Origin of the sequence: Brevundimonas sp. (assembly GCF_046299595.1) — a bacterium.
GTDB lineage: Bacteria > Pseudomonadota > Alphaproteobacteria > Caulobacterales > Caulobacteraceae > Brevundimonas.
Map to the genome: position 1 here is coordinate 417,722 of NZ_JBKBHQ010000001.1, position 22,652 is coordinate 440,373.

The following is a 22,652-nucleotide window of genomic DNA, read 5'->3' on the forward strand; positions in this document are numbered from 1 at the left end:
TCCGCCGGTCAGCCGATGCGCACGCGCGTATCAGAGAGGAACTCGTAATCGGGCACGACCAGATTGGTCGGCGCCGGGCCTTTGCGGATACGCCCCGACACATCGTAGTGCGAGCCGTGGCAGGGGCAGAACCAGCCGCCGTAATCCCCGGTGCCGAACGTCGGAACGCAGCCCAGGTGCGTGCAGGCACCCACCAGGATCAGATACTGCTCGTTGCCCGGCTTGACGCGCTCGGCATCGGTCTGCGGGTCGGGCAGGCTGGCATTGTCGTCAGCGCGCGCGCGGGCGATTTCCTCGGGCGTGCGATAGCGCACGAACACCGGCTTGCCCTGCCACAGCACGACGACCTGCTGGCCTTCAAGCACCTTGGTCAGGTCGAACTCGATCGAGGCCAGGGCGAGAGTGTCGGCAGCGGGGTTCATCTGGTTGATGAGCGGCCAGGCGACCATCGCGCCTGCGCCCACAGCCGCCGCGCCGGCGGCGATGTGGATGAAATCGCGGCGGGTCGCGTCGTGCTCCTCGCCGGGGCCTTCGGGGCCGTTGGAGACCACTTCGGTCACAGGTTCACCTCTGCAGGGCGGAGACGGCTCATGACCCGGAGGGGCCAGGCGTCACCGACGACGTCAAAGTCTATGCGAAAACCGGGGGTGGAGCCCGAACCGGCTTTGCGACGGATCGCCGCAAGATGTAAGCCATCGCGCGAGGATGGCACACCAAACCAGTCCGCGACGAGCCCCCGGGCCGCGCGTTGACAAGGGCTCTAGAATGAGGCTCGCGCTTTTTCAACCTGACATTCCACAGAACGTGGGGGCATGTATCCGCCTTTCTGCCTGTCTGGGTGTGGGTCTGGACGTCATAGAGCCTTGTGCTTTCAGGCTTGACGACCGCGCGATGAAGCGTGCGGCGCTGGACTATGGCCCGTTGTCGCACATGCGCGTCCATGGCGACTGGGAGCAATTCCAGCGCGATCGGCAGCCCGGCAGGCTGGTGCTGATGACCACGCGCGCGGCCGTGCCGCTCCAGCGATTCTGTTTCGAGCCCGGCGACACCTTGCTGATGGGCCGCGAGAGCGCGGGCGTGCCCGATTTCGTCCATGCCGCCGCCGATGCGCGCCTCGTCATTCCGATGATGCCCGGCGCGCGCTCGATGAATCTGGCCACTTCGGCCGCCGTGGCTACCTTCGAGGCCCTGCGCCAGATTGACAGGTTGCCTGCCCGGGCCGTTGCCGCGACATAGCCCCATGACCCAGCCCAGCGCCGATGCCGCCGATTTTCTCGCTGCCCTGCCCGCCGATCCCATGCGCGGTCAGGCCCGGCAATGGTTCGAGAGCCTGAGGGACTCCATCTGCGCCGCCTTCGAGGCCCTTGAGGACGAGGCCCCTGCCGATCTCTACTCGGGCGATGCGGGGCGCTTCGAGCGCACGCCCTGGCAGCGCGAAGAGGGCCACGGCGGCGGCGGGGTGATGTCGATGATGCATGGCCGCCTGTTCGAGAAGGTCGGGGTGCATGTGTCGACCGTGTTCGGCACCTTCTCGCCCGAGTTCGCCAGCACCATTCCGGGCGCGGCCGACGACCCTCGCTTCTATGCCACGGGCATCAGCCTGATCGCCCATATGCGCAGCCCCCGCGTGCCTGCCGTGCACATGAACACACGCTATATCACCACCACGCGAAGCTGGTTCGGGGGCGGCGCCGACCTGACCCCCCTGCTGGGCTCCCAGCGTGACCAGGGCGCGCCCGATGCCGTGCGCTTCCATGGCGCCCTCAAGGCCGCCTGTGACGCCCACGACCCAAGCTGGCATGCCCGCTACAAGGCGTGGTGCGACGAGTATTTCTTCCTGCCCCACCGCAACGAGCCGCGCGGTGTGGGCGGCATCTTCTACGACCACCACAATTCGGGCGATCAGGCCCGAGACTTCGCCTTCACACAAGATGTGGGCCGGGCGTTCCTGGACGTTTATCCGGCCATCGTGCGCGATCGCATGGGCGAACCGTGGACCGAGGCCGAGCGCGAGGAGCAGCTTGTGCGCCGGGGCCGCTATGTCGAGTTCAACCTGCTCTATGACCGGGGAACCACCTTCGGGCTCAAGACCGGGGGCAATGTCGATTCCATCCTCAGTTCCATGCCGCCGGTGGTAAGGTGGCCCTGATGGCCAGCCCCTCGCCCCCCCTGCCCGAAGACAGCGTGCCCGAAGGCGCGATCGTGCTGATCAATGTCTTTACCTGCGAGCCGTCCAGTCAGGATGCGCTCATGGCCCTGCTCGACGATCTGACCCGCAATGTCATGGCCGGGCTGCACGGCTTTGTCTCGGCGCGGCTGCACAAGGGTCTCGATGGCCGGCATGTCGCCAACTATGCGGTCTGGCACAGTGTCGAGGACTGGAAGGCCATGACCCGCCACCCCGATGTGGTGGAAGCCATGCGGCCCATTCTGGCGCTGGCGACATTCCAGCCCCACACCTATCGGGCGGGCAGCCTGATCGGGCCGATCTGAGCTTCAGGCGCTCAGGAAACGCCGTATCCAGCCCTGGACACGCAGGCGCTCATCAGGGCCGGACAGGCTCTGGATGGCACCGTCAGCCTGCTCGTCACTGAACGCCCTGCCGCGGCGCGTCTCGATCAGGTCACGGGCGAAGGCGGGCGTGAACTCGGGGTGCGCCTGAAACGAGATCGCATCATCGCCGTAAGCCAGCCCGGCATGGGGGGTGAAATCACTGCTCAGGGTCACGAGCGCATCTGCGGGCGCGACCACCACCTGATCCTGATGCGAGGCGGGAATGGCGATGGTGTCAGGCGCGTCGTGCATGAAGGGCGGACGCGCGCGCACCTCATAGCTCTGCAAGCCGATGCCCCAGCCGCGCTCGACCTTCTCCACCCTGCCACCAAAGGCCGTGGCCATGGCCTGATGGCCAAAGCAGATGCCAACCATGGGCACCTTGCCGCGCTGCTGCGCCAGCCACTCGATCAGAGCGGCAATCCACGGGTCGCTCTCGTAAACCCCGGCGGGCGAGCCGGTGACGATCAGGCCATCCTTGAGCGTGCCCGGGAAGTCTCCCCGGCGCGCATCATGCACCTGCGCCCCGAAGCCCTCGCCCAGCATGGCGATCATCATGTCGGTGTAACGGCCATGGCGAGCCTGCAAACTGGCAGGCGGAGCACCAGTTTCAATTATATGGATTATTTTCATTCTGTTTTACTGATTTTCTCACGTATTAAATCAAGTTCGGAGTCGATGGCGTCATCGTCGAAGTCGCTTTCCAGCCAGCGGGCCTCCAGCCGGGCAAGCTGCTCGCCCATGGCCGGACCGGGCTGCACGCCGAGGGCTTTCAGGCGCGCGCCATCCACCGGCAGGACCGGCCGTCGCCACTGCGAGGCCAGATCGCGCAAGGCCTCGGCGCGGCGCCCGGCGGCGGCTTCGGCCAGGGCCAGAGCGTCGAGAAACGGCTGAACCCCATGCTGGTAAAGGCTGCGGCGCGCTTCGCGCTCACTCGTGTCAATGTTGACAACAGCCTGCGCGCGTCTGGCCTCGACCATGCGTTTCGTCTGGGCCCGCGACAGGCGAAAGCGCCGCGCCATGGCATCTACCTGATCGGCGTCGCCCTGAAGCATGGCCAGCCAGCGCACCAGCGGATCGTTACTGAACGCAATGATCCGGGGGCTGAGGCGGAGCTGATCACCGCCGATAACCGCCAGCACACCCGTCTTCTCCATCAGCTCCAGCGCCAGACCGGGATCGGGCGCAGCCAGCAGCTTCAGCCACTCGGCGCTGATGCGCTCGACAGACAGCCCAGCGAGACCGTCCCGGTGCGCGGCACAGGCCCGAAGTGCTGCTTCGTCCGGGGCGGTGCGACCATACCAGGCCTGGAACCTGAAGAAGCGCAGCACCCTCAGATAATCCTCGCGGATGCGCTCGCCCGCGTTGCCGACAAAGACGATCCGCCCTGCCCTCGCATCGTCCACTCCCTGTCCGGTCGGATCATGCACCGTGCCGTCGCGGCTCATGTAGAGGGCGTTGAGGTGAAAATCGCGGCGGCGCGCGTCTTCTGACCAGTCGTCCGTGAAGGCCACCACTGCGCGACGGCCATCGGTGGCGACATCGCGGCGCAAGGCGGTGATCTCGAAGCCGCGCCCGCCCGACACTGCCGTTACCGTGCCGTGATCCAGACCCGTCGGCACGGCCTTCAGCGCCGCCGCCTCCAGCGCATCCATCACGGCCTCGGGCCGCAGGGTGGTGGCAAGGTCCACGTCCGCGACCGGCAGGTCCATAAGGGTGTTGCGCACCGCCCCGCCCACGGCGCGCACGCAGCCGCGCCCGCCTGCGGCCTCCAGAGCGTCCAGGATCTGACAAAGCGCCGGATCATCCAGCCAGGAGGGTTTCATGCCGCCACCTCGCCGCTGGCGCGCGCCAGACGCTCGGCAAGGTTTCTCAGCATCCCGGCCGTGGCCCCCCAGATGTATCGCTCCACCGTGCCGTCGCGATAGGGCATGGCCCAGAACCAGCGGCGCACGCCTCCGTCCAGATCGTAGTGGGCGCGCTGGTGGTGCTCGGGGTTCATCAGAAAATCGAAGGGCACCTCGAACACCTCGGCCACCTCGGCGGGGTCGGGGCGCAGCTCTATGTCCGGCCCGACGCTGGCCACAACGGGCGTGACCGCATAGCCCGTCACGGTGCGATAGGGCGACAGCAGGCCCAGAGGCTGCACCACGCGCGGCGACAGGGCGATCTCCTCCTCGGCCTCGCGAAGGGCCGCCTCGATGGCGTTCTCGCCCGGATCGAGACGCCCGCCCGGAAAGGCCACCTGGCCGGTGTGGCTGGCGAGGGCATCGGAGCGGCGCGTGAGCAGCAGGGTCGGCACCTCGCGCATGACGACAGCCACCAGAACGGCGGCCTCGCGCAAGGGCACGCCCTCTGGCACCGCCATGTCGGGATTGAGATCATAGTCCGAGCAGGCAGCGGCCTGGCCCGTGCCGGGACGATCCAGCGGGTCGAGCACGCGCAGCAGCCGCGCTTCGAGGCTCATGCCTGCGCCCCGTGGGCCGGGCCGAGCACAAAGGTGCTGCCGCCTGAGCGCACCACGCGGTGCTCGCCGCGCAACTCGCTCATCTCGACCAATTCGTAGAAGACATTGCGCGAGATCAGCGCCTCGAGGCCCGCGCGCACATGAACATAAGGGCGCGGCTCGCCGGTGGTTTCGTCCACCTCGACGCGAATCTCGTTGTCAGGCCCCGCCCGGACGCGATCACCGACATGGGTGGTGAAGACCAGATCCCCGCCGTTCCGATCGACCCGCACGGCCAGGAAAGGCGCGTCCTCTACCGTGATCTTCAGCTTCTCGACCGGCGTGACCAGATAATAGCCGTCATCGTCCAGCCGCAGCACCGACGAGAACAGGCGCACCAGTTCGGGTCGTCCGATGGGCGTGCCCTCGTGCATCCAGACCCCGTCGGCGCGGATCACGATGTCGATATCGCCGCAATTGTCCGGGTTCCAAAGATGCACGGGCGGCAAGGCGCGCCGACCCTGCCCCTCTGCGCCCTGCATCCGCATCAGGGCCTCGATCCCGCTCAATCGCTCATTGCCGCTCATGGTCCAGACTTAAGGTCTCTCTCGCGCGCTTGCCAACATTACATGGAATTCAGACTGGCCCCCTTGCATCTGCCGCCCTCATGCCGTCACGGTGGCGACAAGCACTCATAATGGCCCTCTGTCCGGTTGCCCGGCGAGCATGGCCGCACACGGATCGTGGGGATTTCAGACATGACCTTTCATCGCTCGGCCAATCGCACGGCCCGGATTCTGGGCGTCACCGTTTCGGCTCTGGCGCTGATGGCCTGTGCGAGCGGGGGTATGATGCAGGCCGAGCGTCCGGCCGGTGTGCCCGCCAGCCCTGCCGGCAATGCCCCGGCCACCGCGCCCGCCTCGCCCCAGTCCCTGCCGCCCGGCAGCCAGACCTGGACCCAGCAGCGCAGCGACATTCCCGCCGATTCCAGCGTTCGCTTCGGCCAGCTCTCCAACGGCATGCGCTATGCCATCATGCGCAACGCCAGCCCGCCCGGTCAGGCCTCGCTGCGCGTGCGCATCGCGGCGGGCTCGCTGATGGAGGACGACAACCAGCTCGGCCTCGCCCACTTCATCGAGCACATGGCCTTCAACGGCACGACCAACATCCCCGAGGGCGACCTGATCCCGATCCTGGAGCGTCTGGGCCTCGCGTTCGGCCCCGACACCAACGCATTCACGTCCTTCGACCAGACCGTCTATCAGCTCGACCTGCCCAATACGGGTGAGGAGACCGTCAACAACGCCTTCTTCATCCTGCGCGAGATGGTCGGCGAGATGACGCTGGATGCCGGAGCCATCGACCGCGAGCGCGGTATCGTGATCTCGGAGGAGCGCACGCGCGCCACGCCGGGCCTGCGCGCGGTCATGGCCCGCTATGACTTCCTGATGCGCGGCCAGCTCATTCCCCGGCGCTTCCCCATCGGCGATGTCGAGGTGCTGCGCACGGCCCCGCGCGAGGCGTTCGTCTCCTATTACGAGCGCTACTACCGGCCCGAGCGCGCCACCATCGTGGCCGTGGGCGATTTCGACGTCGATGTGATGGAGCAGCATATCCGCCGCACCTTCTCGGACTGGCGCAATGACAATCCCGCAGGCCCCGACCCCGTCATCGGCGACGTGGCAGAGCGCGGGCCGGAAGTCGGCATCTATGTCGAGACCGGCACCCAGCCTTCCATGCAGATCGCCTGGGTCTCTCCGCCTGACCTGAGCCCCGACACCCTGGAAGCGCGGCGTCTGCGCACCATCCGCAATCTCGGCTTCGCGGTGCTGAACCGTCGCTATCAGAACCTGGCGCGCAGCGAGAACCCGCCCTTCACCTCGGCTTCGGGCTTCCGCTCGACCGATCTGAACGCCATCGACACGGTCTCGCTCTACGCCAGCTTCGAGCCCGCCAACTGGCAGCGCGCGCTCGAAGCCATGGAGCAGGAAGCACGCAGGATCACCCAGTTCGGCATCACCGAGGCCGAGTTGCAGCGGGAGATCACCGAAAGCCGTGCCTCGCTCGAGAGTGCCGTGGCCGGGGCCGACACCCGCCGCACGCCCCAGCTTTCCAACCAGATCATCGGCACGGTGAACGACGACCGCGTGTTCACCGCCCCGGCCACCAATCTCGAGATCTTCGAGGCGACGGTCAGCGACCTGACCGCCGAACAGGTGTCGGCCGTGCTGCGCGAGGCGTTCTCCGGTTCGGGTCCGCTGGTGTTCATCACCTCCCCCACGCCCATCGAGGGCGGCGAGGCGGCCGTTCTTGCGGCGCTGAACGCCTCCCGGGCCACTGCGGTGCAGGCGGTGGAGCAGGCCAGCGCCATCGCCTGGCCCTATGGCGACTTCGGTCAGGGCTCGGCCATCGCGTCCAGGACCGAGATCGCGGACCTCGAGACCACCCTGGTGCGCTTCGAGAACGGCGTCACCCTGACCGTCAAGCCGACGGGCTACCGCAACGATCAGGTGCTGGTCTCGGTGCGTGCGGGCCAGGGCTATCTCGCCGTGCCGCGCGATCGCTTCACGCCCCTGTTCGCGCTCAGCAACGTCATGCCCGAGGGCGGGCTTGGACAGCTTACCGCCCAGCAACTGGAGGAGGCCCTGGCCGGCCGGGTCTATGGCGCTTCCGTCACCCCGGGCGAGAGCAGCTATCTGTTCTCGGGCGGCACCCGTCCGCAGGACCTGCGCGTCCAGCTCGAGGTTCTGACCGCCTACCTGACCGATCCCGCCTGGCGCCCGGAGCCGTTCGAGCGGCTGCGGACCGTCTATCGTCAGGCGCTGGGCCAGCTCGATGCCACGCCCTCGGGCGTGTTCAGCCGCGAGAGCGGCGCGCTGCTGCGCTCGGGCGATGCCCGCTTCGCCTTCCCCACCGCCGAACAGATCGCCTCGGCGCGCGTCGAGCAGCTGCGCGATCCGGTCATGACCGATCTGGCGCGCGGGCCCATTGAGGTCATCATCGTCGGTGACGTGGACGTGGACACTGCCATTGCCGAGGTCCAGCGCACCTTCGGCGCCCTGCCCGCCCGCCAGAGCGCGCCCGAGGTGCAGGCGTCGGCACGCGACGTGCGCTTCCCCCAAGGCGTGCTCGAGCCGGTGCAGCTGACCCACAGCGGGCGTGCCGATCAGGCCCTCGGCTATGTGGCCTGGCCCACGGTGGACTCGCGCGAGAACCTCTATGAGGCCCGTGTCGTCAGCCTGCTGGCCGGCGTGATGCGCCTGCGCCTGATCGAGGAACTGCGCGAGGGTCAGGCCGTGACCTATTCGCCCAGCGTCGGCTCGACCGCCTCGTGGAACTTCCCCGGTTACGGCTATCTGTCCGCCTCGATGGAAGCGCCGCCCGAGGCCATGGCCGAGTTCTTCTCGGACGTGGACGACATCGCCGCCCAGCTTGTGAACGAGACCATCACCCTCGACGAGCTTGAGCGCGCGCGCCGTCCCGCCGTCGAGGCCCTGCGCCGCAACATGAACACCAACGAGTACTGGCGCGGCCAGCTCCAGGACCTGCACACCGACGAGACGCGCCTGCACGCCATCCGCAGCGCCGTGGCCGATCTGGAGCGGGTCACGCCCGAGGAAATCCAGCGCGCGGCACGCACCTATCTGGTGCGTGACCGGGCCTGGCGGGCCACGGTAACGCCGCGCAACCGCTGACGAAAAAGCCCCGGCCGGCTGGGCCGGTCGGGGCAAGGTTCGCACTCAGGATCGCCGAACACGTCGACGATGCCTTTGTCTCATGTCGGGGCTGACGTGCACCTGAACGGCGCACTTCATGTGCCGTTCACTCTGGCGGCACGCCGGAGCACACCGTCGTCGCCGATCAGAACACCCGTCCACCCACGCCGCCATCCAGCGTGAGCGATGCGCCGGACGCGATCACACCGCTCTCGATCACGGTCTCCTCGCGCCACAGGGTGATGGTCTCCTCACGCACCATGGTCAGCACCTTGATTCCCGCACCGTAACGGCGCAGCAGCGAGCGCTCGTTGCAGTCGCGCTCGCGGCGCTGGGGGCGGCACTGCAGCAGGCCGCCGGGCGAGTGATAAAGGGCCTCGGCGCGGTTGCACACCAGGGTGTCGCCGCCCGAAAAATCCACCCGTCCATCGTATTCGGCCACCGTAACCTGAAGGTAGGTGCCGGCCAGACAGCGATACAGCTCACCGTCATAGCCATCATGGATGTCGCGGTCAGGGCGCACCTGGGCCGCCGGATGGGGCACGCCGCGCGTGTCGATGCAGAAGGCCTGGATGACCACGCGGCGCGTGCGGCGCACCACTTCGGTGTAGGGCACGCGCACCAGGCGCGCCATGGCGGCGGCCTCGACCGTCAGATTGCTTATGGTGGTCGGATAGGGCTGGTCGACCTGGAAATAGGCCCCGCCTCCACCGCCGACGATCACGGTGCTGCCTGCCGAGGCGCGCGCGCCCGCACGGGCATTGGCGTTGACGTTCACATTGACGTTGATGTTGGCATTGCCGCCGAAACAGCACGGCGGGGGCGGCGGTGCGTGACAGCAGTTGGGCGGCGGCGGAGGCGGCGGAGGCGGCGGCGGCGGGGGCTCGCAGCACGGCGGCGGAGGCGGCGGCGCACAGCACTGCGCATCGGCCTCGGTGGCGCCGAAAATGACGAACAGACCGGCCAGGACCGGTAGCAGGCTCAAGATCCGCAGTCGCATGGGCCGGGACTCCGCGTGGCAATCGGACGGGCCCCTGCAAGTCGCGCGCCGGAACCCTTGATCGACCACTTCGCCCGAAAACCCTTGCGTTTCCGTTGCCACAGTATGCCGCGGGCCAGAAATAGCTGTGCGTACGGTTGTGGCGCGGGCCTTGCGCCATCAGGGGCGAGAGCCTCATCCATGTTTCATCCTGACACACAGACCCTGATCGACCACTGGCACAGCCTGCCTCGCAAGAGCGGGCTGCCGATGCGCGCGCGCTTCGATCCCTCGCGCCTCGGCCCGCTGGTGCCATGGCTTCTGGCGGCGCGCTTCGAGCGCGAGGGCTTTGTGCTGCGCCTGCTGGGCGAGGCCCTGCGCGAGGCCAGCGCCCTGGCACCGGGACAGCGGCTGACGGGCCTGTTTGCCGATGGCGCCGATGCGACAGCGGTCCATGCCAGCGCCATGGAAGCCATCGTGCGCCATCAGCCCATGGTCATTTCCGCTCAAAGCCTGGAGGGCACGCCCGCAGAGCTGTGCCTGCTGCCCTTTCGCAGCGCCAACGAACGACCCGACCGGCTGATTGGTCTGATACGCATGGCCAGCAGCGATGCGCTTGAGGCGCCCCTGCGGCTTCAGTTCATCGAAGCGCGCGCCTGTGAGACTCCGGCGATCCAGGCCCTCAGGCTGGCTGCCATCGACGGCAGGCGACTGGGCTGAGCCCTACAGGGCGCGCAAATCGCGCCCATAGCGCTTCCAGTTCTGCACATAGTGCTCGGCGGACATCTTCAGCATGGCCACGGCCGCATCGTCGAGCGTGCGGATCACCTTGCCCGGTGCGCCGACCACCAGCGAGTTGTCGGGGATTTCCTTGCCCTCGGTGATGATCGCCCCGGCTCCGATGATGCAGTTGCGCCCGATGCGCGCGCGATTGAGCACCACGGCATTGATCCCGATCAGCGAGTTGTCCCCGATGGTGCAGCCGTGCAGCATGACCTTGTGCCCCACCGTCACGCCGCGCCCGATGGTCAGGGGGATGCCCACGTCGGTGTGCAGCACCGAGCCGTCCTGAACATTGCTGTCCTCGCCGATGGTGATGGGATCGTTGTCGCCCCGGATCGTCACCCCGAACCAGACACTGGCGCCCGGCCTGAGAATCACGTCACCTATGACGGTTGCGTTTGGTGCGATCCAGTATTCGCCTTCGGGCGGGAGCTGAGGTTGCTTGTCGCCGAGCGCGTATAAACTCATCAGAACACTTCCTATTCTTTGAATTTCCCGGGTTTAACACTCGGGAAAGGACGCTACCATCAACATGGAGTGGCGATTCGAGAGTCTCTCTCGGGTCTTGCAGCCGGATCATAACCGATCCGGCCATTGCGGAGGTTTACACGGGTGTCGCGTCTCTTGTCGCGCCTGGCGCTTCGGTGCCACGATCCCCGAACCGGCCATCGCCGGGGCCCCTGGTCCCGCCCGGGGCCTCCAGGACCGCTGCCCGAGCCGCCAGGCCCGGCCGTGGTCTCGCAGACCTCCGCGCCCTACCCTCCCCTCTCCTGTGGCGAGTCCTTTCCCGGCCTCGCCTTTTTTATTGCCCGGAGACTTCCATGACCAAGCGTGCGCTCAAGCGTCAGGCTCGTGAAGGCGTGTTCGATCACCACCCTTACAGCGAGGATGCCAAGGTTCGTCGGCTGCCCGTAGATCGCGGCGGCTGGAGCCCGATGGGGGCTCATGGAGATGACCGGGACCAGAGCTATCTCAAGACCCTCAAACCCAAGTCCACCGGTCAGGCCGCGCTGATGGAGGCCATCGACGCCTACAGCCTGGTCATGGCGCTGGGCCCGGCAGGAACGGGCAAGACCTATCTGGCGGTCGCCAAGGCCGTCGAGGCGCTTGAGGCCGGCAAGGTGGGGCGCATCGTGCTCTCGCGCCCCGCCGTGGAGGCCGGAGAGTCCATCGGCTATCTGCCCGGCGACATGGAAGACAAGCTGGCTCCTTACCTGCGCCCGCTCTACGACGCCCTGTCAGACCGGCTGTCCATGAAGCGGGTCAAGCAGCTGCTGGCCGAAGGACTGATCGAGATCGCGCCGGTGGGCTACATGCGCGGGCGCACGCTCAACAACGCCTTCATCGTCGTCGACGAGGCCCAGAACTGCACCTACACCCAGCTCAAGATGCTGCTGACGCGCCTTGGCTGGCACTCGACCATGGTGGTCACGGGCGACCCGGCCCAGTCGGACCTGCTGCCCGAGCTGTCGGGGTTGTCGGACATCGCCGCGCGCCTTGAGGCTGTGCCGGACATCTCGGTGGTGCGACTGGCCGAGGGCGACATCGTGCGCCACCCGCTGGTCGCCAGCATGATCGGGGTGCTCTAGAGCCGCAGGCACGGCCGGGGCGCGCAGGCGTCCCGGCCACTGCCCGCACCACGCGCGCCCGCACCCCCCCGGCGTCACTGGCGTGTCATTTATGGCTGGCCAGCCGTTGAGAAACACGGCTAATCTCGCCGCCGCCCCTGCGTTCGAGGGGCCATGGGCGGGGAATATCCTGATATGACGACCGAGACCGGAGGCATGGAAGCCTTCTACGCTGTCGTGAGCAACGTCAGCGACTTCATCTGGGGCGGCCAGTGGAACGGCGAGACCGTGCTGGTCCTGCCGCCCATGGTGGTGCTGCTTCTGGGCGTGGGCGCCTGGATCATGATCGGGCTGCGTTTCTATCCGATCCTGAAACTGGGCGAAGCCTTCGCGGGTCTGTTCAAGAAGGACAAGGACGGCAAGGGCGAGATCTCGCCGTTCGCGGCCCTGTCCACCGCCCTGTCCGGTCAGGTCGGCACCGGCAACCTTGCGGGTGTGGCCACGGCCCTGACGCTGGGCGGGCCGGGCGCACTGTTCTGGATGTGGATCACGGCCCTGTTCGGCATGGCGCTGGCCTTTGCCGAGGGCTCTCTGGCCATCCGCTATCGCGAGCAGCGTGCGGACGGCACCTTCCAGGGCGGGCCGATGAACTACATCCGCCGGGGGCTGGGCAAGAAGTGGACCTGGCTGGCCGTGCTGTTCTGCGTGGGCACCCTGTTCTCGTCCATCGCCACGGGCAACATGATCCAGGCCAACTCGGTGTCCGTGTCGATCACGGGCATGACGGGCGTGCCGACCTGGGCTGCGGGCCTGCTGGTCGCCCTGGCCGTGTTCATCGTGATCATCGGCGGGATCAAGTCCATCGGCAGCGTGGCCGAAAAGGTCGTGCCCTTCATGGCCGTGGCCTATCTGCTCATGGCCCTGCTGGCGCTGATCCTGAACCTTGAAGACCTGCCGGCCTCGTTTGCCCTGATCTTCAATTCGGCCTTCAACGGCATGGCCGCCACGGGCGGCTTCCTCGGTGCCAGCGTCATGATGGCGATCCGCGCGGGCGTGGCACGCGGCCTGTTCTCCAACGAAGCCGGTCAGGGCTCCACGCCCATGGCACACGCCGTGGCCAAAACCGACGATCCCGCCCGCCAGGGTCGCTTCGCCATGATGGGCACCTTCATCGACACCATCGTGATCTGCACCATGACCGGCCTCGTGCTGCTGACGGTGCAGGGCGCGTTCCCCGCAGGAGGCGGCACGGTCGAGCACGTCTGGAACTCGGACCTGCGCGGATTCGAGATGACGCTGGCGGCCTTCAACACCGCCTTCCCGACCCTGCTGTTCGGCAGCACCAGCATCGGCGGCTTCGTCGCCTCGATCGCGCTGATCATGTTCGTGTTCACGACCCTGCTGACGTGGAGCTATTACGGAGAGAGGGCCGCGACCTATCTGTTCGGCCAGAAGATCGCCATTCCGTGGCGCCTGCTGTGGGTTGTGATGATCTTCGTGGGCGCCTTGCAGGAGGTCGATTTCGTCTGGCGCATGGGTGACATCGCCAATGCCACCATGGCCTTCCCGAACCTGATCGCACTGGCGGTCCTGTCCGGGGTGGTGTTCGCCCTCGCCAAGGGCCACCGCAACGCCGGACGCGATCACGACTAGATCCGCTCCGCGCACAGCATGAGAAACGCCCGCCAGGTGCAGACCCGGCGGGCGTTTTTCATTCAGGCCAGGGGGATGGTCAGAACCGGCGCCGTCCGCTCACGGTCTCGAAGAACAGGCGAAAGTCGCCCATCAGGCTCCACAGCGGATACTTGAACGTCGCGGGCCGGTTCTTCTCGAAGAAGAAATGCCCCACCCAGGCAAAGCCATATCCGATCACCGGCATGGCCAGCAGCCACCACGGGTTCAGCGTCACGATCGCCGCGACCAGCGCCACCAGCACCAGCCCCGTGCCGATCACGTGCAACCGCCGCGAAACCGGGTTGGTGTGCTCGCTCATGTAGAAGGGATAGAACTCGGAGAAGCTCTGATAGCGGCGCTCGGGCGCGCCATCGGGATGGTTCGGGTGCCGCGTGGTCTGGTTCATGCCCGCACAGTGCCCCGGTCCTGCGCACACGGGCAAGAGCAGCTCATCTGGTTATTTTTAATAACTGACTGGTTGACTTTGATGACCAATTCGGCCAGCCTGCGGGAGTCAGAGCTTCAACCCGGAGCATAGCCGTGACTGCTGCCGCCCCCCGCATGATCTTCATCAACCTGCCGGTGCGCGATCTGCCGCGCTCCATTGCCTTCTACGAAGCCACCGGGGCCAGGGTGAACCCCGACTTCACCGACGAGACGGCGGCCTGCATGGTGATCTCGGACACCATCTTCGTCATGCTGCTGACCCACGAAAAGTTCGCCAGCTTCACCTCCCGCCGGATCATCGGGCGCGACAGCGTCGAGGCGCTGCTGTGCCTGTCGTGCCCGTCGAAGCAGGCGGTTCTGGATCAGCTAGAGGCTGCCGTGGCCGCGGGTGGGCGGCCCGATCCCATTGCAGAGCAGGACTATGGCTTCATGTATGGCCGCTCTTACGAAGACCCCGACGGGCACATCTGGGAGGTCATGTGGATGGACCCTGCCGCTGCCGCCGAAGGGCCGCAGGCCATGGCCGAAGCCTGACCCGCAAGGAGCGAGCATCATGCGCGAGAAGATCACCCCGTGCCTGTGGTACGACCACGGCCAGGCCGGCAAGGCGGCGGCTTTCTATGTCTCGCTGGGCCTGCCCGACAGCCGCATCGAGCACATCCACAAGAGCCCCGTCGCCACACCCTCGTCCGCTCCCGGCGACGAGCTGGTGGTCGAGTTCACCCTGGCCGGGCGGCGCTACATGGGCCTGAACGGCGGGCCCAGATTTCCCCACACCGAGGCCGTGTCGTTCCAGATCCTGACAGAGGATCAGGCCGAGACCGATCACCTGTGGGACACCATCATCGGCAACGGCGGTCAGGCCAGCCACTGCGGCTGGTGCAAGGACCGCTGGGGCGTGAACTGGCAGATCACCCCCCGGCGCCTGATGGAGTTCTACGACGATCCTGATCCCGCCCGCCTGCACGCGGCCTTCACGGCCATGATGAGCATGGACCGTATCGACATCGCCGCGCTGGAGGCCGCCGCCGACGCCGCGCGCTGAGGCCCGCTGGCTGGGGCTCCCTAGCCGTCCAGGAACGAGCGCAGCTTGCGCGAGCGCGAGGGGTGCTTGAGCTTGCGCAGCGCCTTGGCCTCGATCTGGCGGATACGCTCGCGCGTCACCGAGAACTGCTGGCCCACTTCCTCAAGCGTATGGTCGGTGTTCATGCCGATGCCAAAGCGCATCCGAAGCACCCGCTCCTCGCGCGGCGTCAGCGAGGCCAGCACGCGGGTGGTTGTCTCGCGCAGGTTCGACTGGATGGCCGCATCAATGGGCAGGACCGCGTTCTTGTCCTCGATGAAGTCGCCCAGATGCGAATCCTCCTCGTCGCCGATGGGCGTTTCTAGGCTGATGGGCTCCTTGGCGATCTTGAGCACCTTGCGCACCTTTTCCAGCGGCATGGCCAGCTTCTCGGCCAGCTCCTCGGGCGTGGGCTCGCGGCCGATCTCGTGCAGCATCTGGCGGCTGGTGCGCACAATCTTGTTGATCGTCTCGATCATGTGCACCGGGATGCGGATGGTGCGGGCCTGATCGGCGATGGAGCGGGTGATGGCCTGACGGATCCACCAGGTGGCATAGGTCGAGAACTTGTAGCCGCGGCGATACTCGAACTTGTCGACGGCCTTCATCAGGCCGATGTTGCCTTCCTGAATGAGATCAAGGAATTGCAGGCCGCGGTTGGTGTATTTCTTGGCGATCGAGATCACCAGGCGAAGGTTGGCCTCGACCATTTCCTTCTTGGCCTGACGCGCCTCGCGCTCGCCCTTCTGGACGGTCTGGACGATGCGGCGATAGTCGTCGATGGGCAGGCCCGCCTCGGTGGCGATGGCGGCCACCTGCTGGCGGATGTCGGCCACCTGGTCGCCCTCGATCTCGACGAACTTGGTCCAGCGCACGCCCATTTCCTTGACCTTCTCGGGCCAGGCGGGGTCCAGCTCCGAGCCAAAATAGGCCTTGAGAAACTCGGGACGCGAGATGCCATAGCTGTCGGCCAGGCGCAGCAGGCGCCCTTCCAGACCGATCAGGCGCTTGTTGATTGCATAGAGCTGCTCGACCAGCGCCTCGATGCGGTTGTTGTTGAGCTTGAGGGTCTTGAGGCGGTCAGAAATGCTCCTGGTCAGGGCCGTATACGCGGCACGGTCCTTGGTGCTGAGATCGCCGCCTTTCAGGCGCGCCTCGACCAGCTTGTCGTTGAGTTTGCGGAAGCTCTCGAAGTCGACCGCGATGGCGTCCAGAATCTCCATCACGCCGTCGCGCAGCTCGGCCTCCATGGCCGAAATCGACAGGCCCGCGCCGTCGTCGAAGTCGTCCTCGTCCTCCTCGCCTTCCTCTCCGCCCTCTTCCTTTTCTTCTTCCGCCGGAGCCTCGCCCTCGCCAGAGCCGCTCTCCTCGGCGTTCTGGCCGCCATATGTCTGGTCGAGGTCGATCACCTCGCGCAGCAGGATGCGGCCCTGGGCCAGCTCGTCGCGCCAGACCATGATCGCCTCGAAGGTGAGCGCGCTCTCGCACAGGCCCGAGATCATGGCGTCGCGGCCCGCCTCGATGCGCTTGGCGATGGCGATCTCGCCCTCGCGCGACAGCAGCTCGACCGCACCCATCTCGCGCAGGTACATTCGCACCGGATCGTCGGTACGGTCATAGGCGGGCTTGGACTCCGCCTCGGTGACGGCCGTTTCCTCGCGAACGGCAACCTCGCCGGGGCCGCCGTCGGCCTCGACGTCCTCGGCCTCGACCACATTGACGCCCATCTCGGACAGCATGGCGAGGGTGTCCTCGATCTGCTCGGAGGTCACCTCCTCGGACGGCAGCACCTTGTTCAGCTCGTCCATGGTGACATAGCCGCGCGTCTTGGCCTGCTTGATGAACTTCTTGACGCCCGCGTCGGTCAGATCGAGCAGGGGGCCGTCGTGTGTGGTTTCGGCTTCCTGCGTATCGGCCTGGCTGCTCATTCACGATCTCCGGCGGGCGCTCTCACCCGCATAGGCCCGGCGGGGCCTGTATATGCCAAGGGCGGCACGCCCATCATCAGGATGCCGCCACGTCCCAAATTGTTCCGGTCTTGATCGCGCGCCTCAGCGCATCACGCTCGCCCACGAGGCCTCGATAGGCTGCAGGATTGATGGCGAAAAGGCCATCTTTCTTGGCAGACTCAATCGCTTCCTCCAACGCCGCCATCCGGGTCAGGGTCTCAAACGCTAGCGACCATCGGGCCCGCGCCTCGGCGAGGGGCACACTCGTGGCCAGGAAGGGCGCGCCGGACCTTGCCGCCGCCTTCTCGACCTCGCGCATGAGCGCATCAAAGCCCGATTGGGCCAGATGGCGACGCAACGCTTCTGTGTCAAGGCCTTGATCGCTCATTCTCAGGGCGACCAGAGCCTGGGCCATGGGCTCGACGCTGGCATCGCCAAAGCCGTGGGCGGCGATCTGCTCCAGATGATCGTCCAGACGCTCGGGATCATCCAGCGCCGCCTGAAGGAGCGCCGCGGCCATGGGCTCCACCGAACGGTTCAGGGCGCGGGCGGCGGCGCGGCCCTCGTCGGTGATCTGGATCGGAGGCACAAGGCCCCCGTCCTTTCGGCGGTAAGCGCCCGTGCGGGGCGGGCGGGCAGCCTGCCCCCCGCCCTGTCCGGCGAACAGCGCATCGAAGCGGCGGTAGAGGTCGAGGCGATACTGTTCGGCCAGATCAGTGTCGGCGATCTTGCGGGCCTGTTCGCGCAGCCTCGCCTTCAGCCCGGCGCGTCGCTCCGGGGTGTCCAGCGGCTCCAGATCGCGCTCCTTGGCGAACAGCACCTCGACCAGCGGGCGGGTGTCGGACAGGGCCTGGCGCAGGGCCGGAGCGCCCGAATCGCGCAGAATGTCGTCCGGATCATTGCCCCCGCCCAGCAGCGCAATGCGGAACGAGCGCCCCGGCTTCAGCAGCGGCAGGGCGCGCTCCACGGTCCGGTAGGCAGCGCGCAGGCCCGCCGCATCGCCATCGAAGCACAGCACCGGCTCGCTGCTGACGCGCCACAGCAGCCCCATCTGGTCTTCGGTCAGCGCCGTACCCAGAGGTGCCACCGCCGGTATGCCGGCCCTCTGGCAGGCGATGGCGTCCATGTAGCCCTCCACCACCGTCAGATGCGCGCTCTCGCCGCCGCGCGCGATCAGCCTGCGCGCCTCGGGCAGGCCATAGAGGGTGCTGCCCTTGTGAAACAGCGGTGTCTCCGGCCCGTTCAGATACTTGGCGCGCTCGTCCGGGTTCATGGCCCGGCCGCCAAAGCTGATCACCCGCTCACGGGCATCCAGGATGGGAAAGATGATCCGGTCGCGAAAACGGTCATAGGGCGAGCCTCCGCCCTCTGGCGCGATCAGCAGCCCGGCCTCGACCAGATCGGCAGGGCGCGCGCCCTTCTGGACCAGCGCGTCCTTGAGGCCCGTGCGCGAAGGCGGGGCATAGCCGATGCGAAACCGGCTCCACTGCTCGTCGGGCAGGCCGCGCCGCCTGAGGGTCTCGCGGGCGCTCTCGCCGAGGCTGCGCCGCAGTTGGGCCTCGAACCATTTGGCCGCCAGTTCCATCCAGTCGATCAGGTCGCTCTGGCGCTCGAAGCGGGCCTGGGCCTGGGGGTCGGGTGCGGGCAGGGCCATGCCGGCCTCGGAGGCCAGCCGCTCCACCGCCTCGACGAAGCTCAGCTTCTGGGTCTCCTGCAGGAAGCTGATGATGTCGCCGTGCTTGCCCGAGCTGAAGTCGTGGAAGAAGCCCTTGTCGTCATTGACGAAGAACGATGGCGACTTTTCCTTGGTGAAGGGCGACAGCCCGACCCACTCGCGCCCCTGTCGCTTGAGCTTCACCGTGCGCCCGATCACATCGGAGGGGCGCAGGCGGGATTTCAGTTCCTCGATGAAGCGTTCGTCAAAGCGCATGGCCTGCTTATAGCCGGGTGAGGCGGGAGATGTCGCGCGCGCAGCAACGCGCCCGGGCAGGTCGTCCGCATTAAGCCTTTGTTTACCATATGGGCAAAACCTTGACTCTATCGCATTGAAATAGCTGACATTTTATCGTCCGAATTCGGAACTACTCACAGGGGCTGTGGATTACTCGTTCCACAAGGGCCGGGAAATGGCCCTGCCCTGCCGCCCGCCTCAGAAAGCTCCGCGTGCGGCGCATAGACGACTGAGGAGCCCGTGACGTGTTCATGCCCGTATCGCGGCCCGCCATCCGGCCCCGGGGGCCTGATGCGGTTGCCACACCCCACAGCCCACGCCTGACCCCCGACACCGCCCGCGCGCTGCACGCGCGCCTGCTGGGCAATGCCAGCGCACGGCGCCTTCGCGGCATCGAGCGGCGCGCGCGCGAGAGGCACGAGGACGCCGAATACTGGCTGGGCGGGGTCGGCTTTGCGGTCAGCAAGGCCCGTGACCTTCGCCTGTCGGGGCATCTGCCTGCCCTACCCTGAGAACTGCCCTGCCGTGAACGCTGTCAGGCGCTCCTGTGGGCGCGCACCGCGTCCATGAAGCGATCGAACAGATACAGGCTGTCGGTCGGCCCCGGCGAGGCTTCGGGGTGATGCTGGACCGAGAATACCGGACGGTCTTTCAGGCGGATGCCGCAGTTGGTGCCGTCAAACAGCGAGACATGGGTTTCCTGAACCGCTTCGGGCAGGCTGTCGCGATCCACCGTGAAGCCGTGGTTCATGGAGACGATCTCCACCTTGCCCGTGGTCAGATCCTTGACCGGATGGTTCGCGCCATGATGGCCCTGGGCCATCTTGACCGTGCGCCCGCCCAGCGCCAGCGCCAGCATCTGGTGGCCGAGACAGATGCCCATGACCGGCTTGCCCGAGTCCACAAGCTTGCGGATTTCAGGAACGGCGTATTGGCCCGTGGCCGCCGGATCGCCCGGCCCGTTCGAGAGCACAATGCCATCGGGATTGCGCGCCAGCACCGATTCGGCGTCCGTGGTGGCGGGCACCACGGTGATCTTCGCCCCCGTCGAGGCCAGGGCCCGCAGGATGTTGCGCTTCACGCCATAGTCCACGACCACGATCTCGGCCTGGGGCTCGCCTGACTGAACATGGCCCTCAGGCCATTGCCACAGCCCTTCGTTCCACTCGAACGGCTGCAGAGTCGAGGCCGCCCTGGCCAGATCCAGCCCTTCCAGCCCGGCCCACTCGCGCGCCCGCGAGATCAGAGCCGGAATATCGAACTGTCCCGTGGCGCTGTGGGCGATCACGCCGTGGGGCGCGCCAGCATCGCGGATGCGTGCAGTCAGGGCGCGTGTGTCGATCCCGGCAAGACCCACGACCTGTCGCCGCTTCATCCACGCATCGAGACTGCCCTGAGCGCGCCAGTTGGCCGGATCGGTGGGCAGGTCGCGAAACACGGCACCGCACGCAGAGGTCTCGGCACCGCCGCCGATCTGCTCCAGGTCTTCGACATTGACCCCGACATTGCCGACGTGCGGGAAGGTGAAGACAAGAATCTGGCTCATGTAGGAGGGGTCGGTCAGGATTTCCTGATAGCCGGTCATGGCGGTGTTGAAGACCACCTCGCCCAGCGCCTCGCCCTCGGCGCCCACGCCAATCCCGGCCATGACGGTGCCGTCAGCCAGAACCAGCACGCCGGTCGTTCCCTCGGGCAGCGAAGTCGTCATGGCCATCCATCCTCACATCGGGCGTCGCGGGCTCATCCGCCAGCAGGCAAACGCGCAAGCAGCTATGGCCAGCCATGGGCGGCGTCAAGCGCGGCTCAGGCTTTAATGTCGGACAGCGGCGCAAAGACGGCATGGGTCGCGCCCGCAGCGGCCGCCGCCTCGCCGCGCTCGGGCGACAGGTGGGCGATCAGCACATGGGGCGCAACCTTGCGGGCCGCCACGATCAGGCGCTCGGCCTCGGCCCAGTCGCCGAGATTTCTGGTGGCCACGCTGGCAAAGTCGAGCGACAGGCAATTGGGCCGCGCCAGCCCCAGCCGCGCAATGCTGGCCAGATCGGGGGCTGCGTGCAGGACAACGCCCCGGCGCTGGGCCTGAATGTGCTCGCACGCATTGACGACGCCCTCGACGCCGATGCCGGGGCCAAGGCCCATGATCTCCACCAGCAGCCTGCCGGGGTCCGCATCGGTCTGGAGCCCGGCGTAAAGCAGCGAAAAGCGCCCGCGCGTGGTCGCCACCGTGCTCCAGAAGGCCGGCAGTATGCCGGCCCCACCGGTGCTGAGATCAAACAGGCCAAGGCCGTGCTTCAGCGTCTCGACGTCGATGCGCTGGAAATCCATGGGCTCCAGCCGGATGCGCTGGTTACCGTGCAGGGCGCTCTCGCCGCCCACGCGGCGCACCGAGCGCGCGATTCGCGTGCCCACCAGACAGCGTCTTTGCAGGTCGAACACCATGGCCGGGCGCAGGGTGATGCTGACCGAGCGGCGCTGGGCGGTCATCAGCGGAAAGGTCAGGCTGCGCGGCGGGGCGTGATGGGCTTCGGACAGATAGTCCGCGATGGCATCGCCCGGACGAAAGTCCAGGGGATCGTTGGGGTCGTAATCGGCGCCGGGCTGGCCGGGCGGAAGGACTGGATAGGGCATGAGACCCTCCCGATGAAGGGACGCCCCCACGGCCCTGAGACTCTGACAGCGCGTGAGAGCGCCACAAAGCCATGATGCGCTCTCATTTCGCAACGCAAGGCTAAGAGATATGGCGAACACACAAGGTGAATCCCGCGGCCCGTGTTGGCGCAGGCGCGCAGCCTCGCTAAACCGCTGCCATGACCATCACCACCCTTGGCCTCGATGCCGACGACACCCTGTGGCACAACGAGACGATCTTTCGCCTGACGCACGACCGCTTTGCCGAACTTCTGTCCGAGCATCACGACCGCGAGCAGATCGAGGCGCGGCTGGAGGCCGTGGAGCGGCGCAACCTGCGGCTTTACGGCTATGGCGTGAAGGGCTTTACCCTGTCGATGATCGAGACGGCGATGGAACTCACCGACGGCGAGGTCTCGCCCGCCGTCATCCGCGAGATTCTGGCCGCCGGGCGCGAGATGCTGGGCCATCCGGTGGAGCCCCTGCCCGGCGTGCGCGAGACGCTGGACCGGCTGTCGGGGCGCTATCGTCTGGTGCTCATCACCAAGGGCGACCTGATGGATCAGGAGCGCAAGCTGGCCGCCTCGGGGCTGGGTGAGCTGTTCTCGGGCGTGGAAATCGTCTCGGAGAAGACACCCGACACCTATGCCAGCGCATTTCGCCGCCACGGCACGGGCGCGCACCAGGCCGCCATGATCGGCAACTCGATGAAATCCGATGTCCTGCCCGCGATTCTGGCCGGGGCGTGGGGCGTGCACATTCCCTATCATGTCACCTGGTCGCACGAGGTGGCCGATGCCCCCGCCGACGAGCCCCGCTTTGCCGCGCTGGACAGCATCAGCGAGGTGCCCCCGTGGGTCGAAGCGCGCAACCGGGGCTGAGCCGCCCCAGTCTC

Annotated in this window: 23 protein-coding genes; 11 read left to right on the forward strand and 12 right to left on the reverse strand. The window is 67.0% G+C overall.

The window, feature by feature from the left end; all coding sequences use genetic code 11:
* Nucleotides 1–8: 8 nt before the first annotated feature.
* The gene (gene petA, locus ACK4E3_RS02090; RefSeq protein ID WP_409695653.1) at nt 9–560 is read right to left on the reverse strand and encodes a ubiquinol-cytochrome c reductase iron-sulfur subunit; all 552 of its coding nucleotides are present in this window, start codon (nt 558–560) and stop codon (nt 9–11) included.
* Between the two features lie 205 nt (nt 561–765).
* On the opposite strand from petA, the gene ACK4E3_RS02095 reads away from it, so the two are divergent.
* The 3 genes from ACK4E3_RS02095 (at nt 766) to ACK4E3_RS02105 (ending at nt 2,493) form a co-directional block, all read left to right on the forward strand.
* A complete protein-coding gene (locus ACK4E3_RS02095; RefSeq protein WP_409695656.1) occupies nt 766–1,236 on the forward strand; it encodes a tRNA (cytidine(34)-2'-O)-methyltransferase in 471 nt (156 codons plus the stop codon).
* 61 nt (nt 1,237–1,297) lie between these two features.
* The gene (hemF, locus tag ACK4E3_RS02100) at nt 1,298–2,149 is read left to right on the forward strand and encodes an oxygen-dependent coproporphyrinogen oxidase (RefSeq protein WP_409701014.1); all 852 of its coding nucleotides are present in this window, start codon (nt 1,298–1,300) and stop codon (nt 2,147–2,149) included.
* The gene (locus ACK4E3_RS02105; RefSeq protein WP_409695659.1) at nt 2,149–2,493 is read left to right on the forward strand and encodes an antibiotic biosynthesis monooxygenase family protein; all 345 of its coding nucleotides are present in this window, start codon (nt 2,149–2,151) and stop codon (nt 2,491–2,493) included. The genes hemF and ACK4E3_RS02105 overlap by 1 nt, the downstream gene beginning before the upstream one ends.
* Nucleotides 2,494–2,496: 3 nt before the next feature.
* Here the strand turns inward: ACK4E3_RS02105 and ACK4E3_RS02110 are convergent, their stop codons facing one another.
* Genes ACK4E3_RS02110 through ACK4E3_RS02125 form a run of 4 tightly spaced genes read right to left on the reverse strand, consistent with a single transcriptional unit; the run spans nt 2,497 to nt 5,541 of the window.
* On the reverse strand, nt 2,497–3,186 hold the full coding sequence (locus ACK4E3_RS02110; RefSeq protein WP_409695662.1) for a type 1 glutamine amidotransferase: 690 nt from the start codon (nt 3,184–3,186) through the stop codon (nt 2,497–2,499).
* The gene (locus ACK4E3_RS02115) at nt 3,183–4,379 is read right to left on the reverse strand and encodes a CCA tRNA nucleotidyltransferase (RefSeq protein WP_409695665.1); all 1,197 of its coding nucleotides are present in this window, start codon (nt 4,377–4,379) and stop codon (nt 3,183–3,185) included. The genes ACK4E3_RS02110 and ACK4E3_RS02115 overlap by 4 nt, the downstream gene beginning before the upstream one ends.
* Entirely contained in the window at nt 4,376–5,020 is a 645-nt protein-coding gene (locus ACK4E3_RS02120) for a CoA pyrophosphatase (RefSeq protein WP_409695668.1), read from the reverse strand. Before ACK4E3_RS02120 ends, ACK4E3_RS02115 begins: the two co-directional genes overlap by 4 nt.
* Nucleotides 5,017–5,541, reverse strand: a complete 525-nt coding sequence (locus ACK4E3_RS02125; RefSeq protein ID WP_409701017.1) for a DUF1285 domain-containing protein — start codon at nt 5,539–5,541, stop codon at nt 5,017–5,019. Before ACK4E3_RS02125 ends, ACK4E3_RS02120 begins: the two co-directional genes overlap by 4 nt.
* A 216-nt stretch (nt 5,542–5,757) precedes the next feature.
* On the opposite strand from ACK4E3_RS02125, the gene ACK4E3_RS02130 reads away from it, so the two are divergent.
* A complete protein-coding gene (locus tag ACK4E3_RS02130) occupies nt 5,758–8,694 on the forward strand; it encodes a M16 family metallopeptidase (RefSeq protein WP_409695671.1) in 2,937 nt (978 codons plus the stop codon).
* Nucleotides 8,695–8,860: 166 nt separating this feature from the next.
* On the opposite strand, the gene ACK4E3_RS02135 is transcribed toward ACK4E3_RS02130, so the two are convergent.
* On the reverse strand, nt 8,861–9,715 hold the full coding sequence (locus ACK4E3_RS02135; RefSeq protein WP_409695674.1) for a hypothetical protein: 855 nt from the start codon (nt 9,713–9,715) through the stop codon (nt 8,861–8,863).
* Nucleotides 9,716–9,895: 180 nt separating this feature from the next.
* On the opposite strand from ACK4E3_RS02135, the gene ACK4E3_RS02140 reads away from it, so the two are divergent.
* Nucleotides 9,896–10,414: a PAS domain-containing protein gene (locus ACK4E3_RS02140; RefSeq protein WP_409695677.1), complete on the forward strand. Its 519-nt coding sequence runs from the start codon at nt 9,896–9,898 to the stop codon at nt 10,412–10,414.
* Nucleotides 10,415–10,417: 3 nt separating this feature from the next.
* Here the strand turns inward: ACK4E3_RS02140 and ACK4E3_RS02145 are convergent, their stop codons facing one another.
* Nucleotides 10,418–10,945, reverse strand: a complete 528-nt coding sequence (locus ACK4E3_RS02145; protein WP_409695680.1) for a gamma carbonic anhydrase family protein — start codon at nt 10,943–10,945, stop codon at nt 10,418–10,420.
* Between the two features lie 353 nt (nt 10,946–11,298).
* Here ACK4E3_RS02145 and ACK4E3_RS02150 point away from each other — a divergent pair, with 353 nt between their 5' ends.
* Nucleotides 11,299–12,066 (forward strand): PhoH family protein, encoded by a 768-nt coding sequence (locus ACK4E3_RS02150; protein ID WP_409695683.1) that lies wholly within the window; start codon nt 11,299–11,301, stop codon nt 12,064–12,066.
* Between the two features lie 174 nt (nt 12,067–12,240).
* Complete coding sequence (locus tag ACK4E3_RS02155) at nt 12,241–13,698, forward strand: alanine/glycine:cation symporter family protein (protein ID WP_409695686.1); 1,458 nt, start codon at nt 12,241–12,243, stop codon at nt 13,696–13,698.
* A 79-nt stretch (nt 13,699–13,777) separates the two neighbouring features.
* Here ACK4E3_RS02155 and ACK4E3_RS02160 read toward each other — a convergent pair whose 3' ends face one another.
* Entirely contained in the window at nt 13,778–14,125 is a 348-nt protein-coding gene (locus tag ACK4E3_RS02160) for an Mpo1-like protein (RefSeq protein WP_409695689.1), read from the reverse strand.
* A 155-nt stretch (nt 14,126–14,280) separates the two neighbouring features.
* Here ACK4E3_RS02160 and ACK4E3_RS02165 point away from each other — a divergent pair, with 155 nt between their 5' ends.
* Nucleotides 14,281–14,700: a VOC family protein gene (locus tag ACK4E3_RS02165; RefSeq protein ID WP_409701020.1), complete on the forward strand. Its 420-nt coding sequence runs from the start codon at nt 14,281–14,283 to the stop codon at nt 14,698–14,700.
* A 19-nt stretch (nt 14,701–14,719) separates the two neighbouring features.
* On the forward strand, nt 14,720–15,211 hold the full coding sequence (locus ACK4E3_RS02170) for a VOC family protein (protein ID WP_409695692.1): 492 nt from the start codon (nt 14,720–14,722) through the stop codon (nt 15,209–15,211).
* 20 nt (nt 15,212–15,231) lie between these two features.
* Here the strand turns inward: ACK4E3_RS02170 and rpoD are convergent, their stop codons facing one another.
* Together rpoD and dnaG are read right to left on the reverse strand one after the other, a co-directional pair.
* Entirely contained in the window at nt 15,232–17,157 is a 1,926-nt protein-coding gene (rpoD, locus tag ACK4E3_RS02175) for an RNA polymerase sigma factor RpoD (RefSeq protein ID WP_409695695.1), read from the reverse strand.
* Nucleotides 17,158–17,233: 76 nt separating this feature from the next.
* Nucleotides 17,234–19,108, reverse strand: coding sequence for a DNA primase (dnaG, locus tag ACK4E3_RS02180; RefSeq protein ID WP_409695698.1), 1,875 nt, complete (start codon nt 19,106–19,108; stop codon nt 17,234–17,236).
* A 272-nt stretch (nt 19,109–19,380) separates the two neighbouring features.
* On the opposite strand from dnaG, the gene ACK4E3_RS02185 reads away from it, so the two are divergent.
* Nucleotides 19,381–19,641 carry a hypothetical protein gene (locus tag ACK4E3_RS02185; protein WP_409701023.1) on the forward strand — a complete coding sequence of 87 codons (261 nt, stop codon included), beginning with the start codon at nt 19,381–19,383 and terminating at the stop codon, nt 19,639–19,641.
* A 23-nt stretch (nt 19,642–19,664) separates the two neighbouring features.
* Here the strand turns inward: ACK4E3_RS02185 and carA are convergent, their stop codons facing one another.
* Nucleotides 19,665–20,837, reverse strand: a complete 1,173-nt coding sequence (carA, locus tag ACK4E3_RS02190; protein WP_409695701.1) for a glutamine-hydrolyzing carbamoyl-phosphate synthase small subunit — start codon at nt 20,835–20,837, stop codon at nt 19,665–19,667.
* 95 nt (nt 20,838–20,932) lie between these two features.
* Nucleotides 20,933–21,757 (reverse strand): hypothetical protein, encoded by an 825-nt coding sequence (locus tag ACK4E3_RS02195; protein WP_409695704.1) that lies wholly within the window; start codon nt 21,755–21,757, stop codon nt 20,933–20,935.
* 179 nt (nt 21,758–21,936) lie between these two features.
* Between ACK4E3_RS02195 and ACK4E3_RS02200 the strand changes: the two genes are divergently transcribed.
* The gene (locus ACK4E3_RS02200) at nt 21,937–22,638 is read left to right on the forward strand and encodes an HAD family hydrolase (protein WP_409695707.1); all 702 of its coding nucleotides are present in this window, start codon (nt 21,937–21,939) and stop codon (nt 22,636–22,638) included.
* The last annotated feature ends 14 nt before the right edge of the window (nt 22,639–22,652 follow it).

Coding starts and splice junctions, on each gene's coding strand:
- ACK4E3_RS02185 (WP_409701023.1), top strand. CDS start 19,381: ATGCCCGTATCGCGGCCCGCCATCCGGCCCCGGGGGCCTGATGCGGTT.
- carA (WP_409695701.1), bottom strand. CDS start 20,837: ATGACGACTTCGCTGCCCGAGGGAACGACCGGCGTGCTGGTTCTGGCT.
- ACK4E3_RS02155 (WP_409695686.1), top strand. CDS start 12,241: ATGACGACCGAGACCGGAGGCATGGAAGCCTTCTACGCTGTCGTGAGC.
- hemF (WP_409701014.1), top strand. CDS start 1,298: ATGCGCGGTCAGGCCCGGCAATGGTTCGAGAGCCTGAGGGACTCCATC.
- ACK4E3_RS02160 (WP_409695689.1), bottom strand. CDS start 14,125: ATGAACCAGACCACGCGGCACCCGAACCATCCCGATGGCGCGCCCGAG.
- dnaG (WP_409695698.1), bottom strand. CDS start 19,108: ATGCGCTTTGACGAACGCTTCATCGAGGAACTGAAATCCCGCCTGCGC.
- ACK4E3_RS02095 (WP_409695656.1), top strand. CDS start 766: ATGAGGCTCGCGCTTTTTCAACCTGACATTCCACAGAACGTGGGGGCA.
- ACK4E3_RS02115 (WP_409695665.1), bottom strand. CDS start 4,379: ATGAAACCCTCCTGGCTGGATGATCCGGCGCTTTGTCAGATCCTGGAC.
- ACK4E3_RS02125 (WP_409701017.1), bottom strand. CDS start 5,541: ATGCAGGGCGCAGAGGGGCAGGGTCGGCGCGCCTTGCCGCCCGTGCAT.
- ACK4E3_RS02200 (WP_409695707.1), top strand. CDS start 21,937: ATGACCATCACCACCCTTGGCCTCGATGCCGACGACACCCTGTGGCAC.
- ACK4E3_RS02130 (WP_409695671.1), top strand. CDS start 5,758: ATGACCTTTCATCGCTCGGCCAATCGCACGGCCCGGATTCTGGGCGTC.
- ACK4E3_RS02110 (WP_409695662.1), bottom strand. CDS start 3,186: ATGAAAATAATCCATATAATTGAAACTGGTGCTCCGCCTGCCAGTTTG.
- ACK4E3_RS02105 (WP_409695659.1), top strand. CDS start 2,149: ATGGCCAGCCCCTCGCCCCCCCTGCCCGAAGACAGCGTGCCCGAAGGC.
- ACK4E3_RS02140 (WP_409695677.1), top strand. CDS start 9,896: ATGTTTCATCCTGACACACAGACCCTGATCGACCACTGGCACAGCCTG.
- rpoD (WP_409695695.1), bottom strand. CDS start 17,157: ATGAGCAGCCAGGCCGATACGCAGGAAGCCGAAACCACACACGACGGC.
- ACK4E3_RS02145 (WP_409695680.1), bottom strand. CDS start 10,945: ATGAGTTTATACGCGCTCGGCGACAAGCAACCTCAGCTCCCGCCCGAA.
- ACK4E3_RS02170 (WP_409695692.1), top strand. CDS start 14,720: ATGCGCGAGAAGATCACCCCGTGCCTGTGGTACGACCACGGCCAGGCC.
- ACK4E3_RS02120 (WP_409695668.1), bottom strand. CDS start 5,020: ATGAGCCTCGAAGCGCGGCTGCTGCGCGTGCTCGACCCGCTGGATCGT.
- ACK4E3_RS02195 (WP_409695704.1), bottom strand. CDS start 21,757: ATGCCCTATCCAGTCCTTCCGCCCGGCCAGCCCGGCGCCGATTACGAC.
- ACK4E3_RS02165 (WP_409701020.1), top strand. CDS start 14,281: ATGATCTTCATCAACCTGCCGGTGCGCGATCTGCCGCGCTCCATTGCC.
- ACK4E3_RS02135 (WP_409695674.1), bottom strand. CDS start 9,715: ATGCGACTGCGGATCTTGAGCCTGCTACCGGTCCTGGCCGGTCTGTTC.
- ACK4E3_RS02150 (WP_409695683.1), top strand. CDS start 11,299: ATGACCAAGCGTGCGCTCAAGCGTCAGGCTCGTGAAGGCGTGTTCGAT.